The sequence below is a fragment of the Bacillus sp. P4_D3 genome, from assembly GCF_056401855.1.
Genome location: NZ_JBFUIN010000467.1, coordinates 1 through 2478, shown reverse-complemented (window position 1 = coordinate 2478; position 2478 = coordinate 1). Strand labels below are relative to the sequence as shown.

Annotated in this window: 3 protein-coding genes and 1 pseudogene; all 4 read left to right on the top strand. The window is 31.3% G+C overall.

Annotated features, from left to right (window positions below):
* Positions 1-410: GNAT family N-acetyltransferase (locus tag AC1DTM_RS22845; protein WP_477000951.1), on the top strand; the 410-nt coding region annotated here is incomplete at its 5' end.
* 184 nt (positions 411-594) lie between these two features.
* Positions 595-1038 carry an NUDIX hydrolase gene (locus AC1DTM_RS22840; protein ID WP_078181946.1) on the top strand — a complete coding sequence of 148 codons (444 nt, stop codon included), beginning with the start codon at positions 595-597 and terminating at the stop codon, positions 1036-1038.
* Between the two features lie 30 nt (positions 1039-1068).
* Entirely contained in the window at positions 1069-2199 is a 1131-nt protein-coding gene (gene dnaN, locus AC1DTM_RS22835; RefSeq protein WP_477000950.1) for a DNA polymerase III subunit beta, read from the top strand.
* Positions 2200-2221: 22 nt separating this feature from the next.
* A pseudogene (locus AC1DTM_RS22830) lies at positions 2222-2388 on the top strand (NUDIX domain-containing protein); the annotation flags it as partial.
* Positions 2389-2478: the final 90 nt, after the last annotated feature.

Here is a 2478-nt window from a genome sequence, read left to right as displayed (position 1 = left end):
TAGTAAAGCAATGGGTACAAGAAGATAGTGATTACATAAGAGAAAAAGTAATTGAATATAACCAAAAACAACTTTCAAACGAAGAAAAAACACCTTCAGAAAAGATTAGTTTTATAGTGAAAAATGAAAAAGAAGAAATAGTAGGAGGGATAACGGCAATCACATTTTGGCACCATGTACATGTTGACTTCCTATGGGTTTCTGAAGAATACAGGCACGAAGGTTACGGAAGCAATTTAATGAATCTTATTGAAGAATTTGCAATTAAAAAAGAATGTAGGCTAATCAAATTAGATACTTTTAGTTTCCAAGCCCCTAATTTTTATAAGAAGCATGGGTATAAAGTGATAGGGGTAAGTGAAKATCATCCTAAAGGACATAATCATTACTATTTAGAAAAAAGGTTATAACTGAATCATTAAAGAGTGTATTATGATTAATCTTTTTCAAAATATGCTCTTTTCTTTTGTGTGTCTATGAACACGATATCGTTTCGTATTAGTTATTTACTCAAATTACTTTTTATGAATCCAAACAATTTAATGATAGAATAAAATAAAGACAGAAAATTTTTACCATTCAAGGGGGTTACATATGAAAAAAGTAAATGTTACATACGCACTTCTATATGATGAAACTCATGAAAAGCTATTAATGGTTAAAAACAAAGGGAAAAATGGTTCTTATTACACTTTACCAGGTGGAGCAGTTAAATTCGGGGAAACGTTAGAAGAGGCAGCAATTCGTGAAGTAAAAGAAGAAACAGGGCTAGATATATCCGTAAAAGGGGTTTGTTCCATTAGTGAAGCCTTTTTTGAGGAGAGAGGACATCATGCAATCTTCTTTAATTTTTTAGGAGAAATAATCGGAGGGGAAATCTGTATATCACGGCCAAAAGAGATTGAAGAGATTACCTGGATGGAATTAGATTCAGCAGAACCTTATTTACGTATACCAAAACACTTAAAAAGCCTTTTACAAAAGAAAGAAACAGTTCCTTATATTTTTAATGGAACTATTATTCATCAATCTTCATAAAGATAGTATTTCATTTAAGGCGGGGGAAAAATGGAGTTTATCGTTAATCACAAACAATTTACACAAGCTCTTTCAGAAGTAAGTAAAGCTATCTCAGCAAAAACTTTAATTCCTATATTATCCGGAATAAAAATAACAGCAGATCAATCTGGAATTACTTTAATCGCAAGTGATTCGAATATTTTCATTGAAAAATTCATACCTATTTCAATTGAAGACGAACAAATTGCAACTATTTTAAAAGCAGGGAGTATTGTTGTACCTGCAAAGTATTTCATTGAAATTATTAAGAAAATGCCAAGTGAGATTTTAATAAAAAGTATGAATGAGCAATTGATTACAATTCAATCAGATGAAATTACTTTAAACTTAAATGGATTCTCGGCAAACGAATTTCCAAATGTACCATTTATAGACGAACATGCGGAAATACAAGTTGAGATGGGACAATTAATTGAAGTCTTTAAACAAACTGTCTTTGCAGCAGCTAAAAATGAATCTAGACCCGTTCTTACTGGCGTACATTTCGTTATTGATCATAACAAATTAATTTGTGCTGCTACTGATTCGCACAGACTGGCTTTACGTGAAATAACCATTTCTTCACATGCGAAATTGAATTGCGTTGTACCAAGTTCCACTATTAGTGAATTACTAAAATTAATGAACAGTAATTCAAATTTAGTATACATATATCTTTCAGAGAGTCACATTATCTTTAAATTCGGTACAATTACATTGTATTCAAGGCTTATTGAAGGGAAATATCCTAATATATCCGGCCTAATTCCAAATGAATCCCAAACGGTTATTAATATAGATAGAAAACAGATTTTACAAGGTGTAGATCGGTCAAGTTTATTAGCTAGTGAATGGGCAAACAACAACGTTAACTTAGAAATCATTGACGAATCCACAATACAAATCTCTTCTAACGCTTCTCAGATTGGTAAAATATCCGAGACACAACAAATAGATGCTATTCACGGTGAAAAGCAATTAAATATATCTTTCGATGGACGATATATGGTCGATACTTTAAAAGCAATAAAAGAAGATAGAGTTACTTTAAGTTTTGGTGGTTCCATGAGACCGATATTAATTGAAGCAGGTGAACAATCTGCAGCAATATATTTAATATCACCTGTTAGAACTTATTAAGAACAAAGTAAGGAATTAAATTATGTACAAGCACACTTTAGTTTTATAAAAAGAAATGAAGAACTACTTATGCTAAATAGAGAATATGATCCTGTAAAAGGATTATGGAACGGTGTAGGAGGGAAGATAGAAAAAGGAGAAACACCGTTAGAAAATGCAATTCCAGTAGATATAAGAGAACTCCAAAATAAGTGAATTAACAAAAAGCGAACCTATTTAATATAGTTCGCTTTTTGTTATGATTATACTTCTCGCCACCAATCTGAAGTAGGATAATCT

What these genes read in the sequence shown, in the direction of transcription:
- AC1DTM_RS22840 (WP_078181946.1), top strand. Translation starts at nt 595, where the DNA reads ATGAAAAAAGTAAATGTTACATACGCACTTCTATATGATGAAACTCAT.
- dnaN (WP_477000950.1), top strand. Translation starts at nt 1,069, where the DNA reads ATGGAGTTTATCGTTAATCACAAACAATTTACACAAGCTCTTTCAGAA.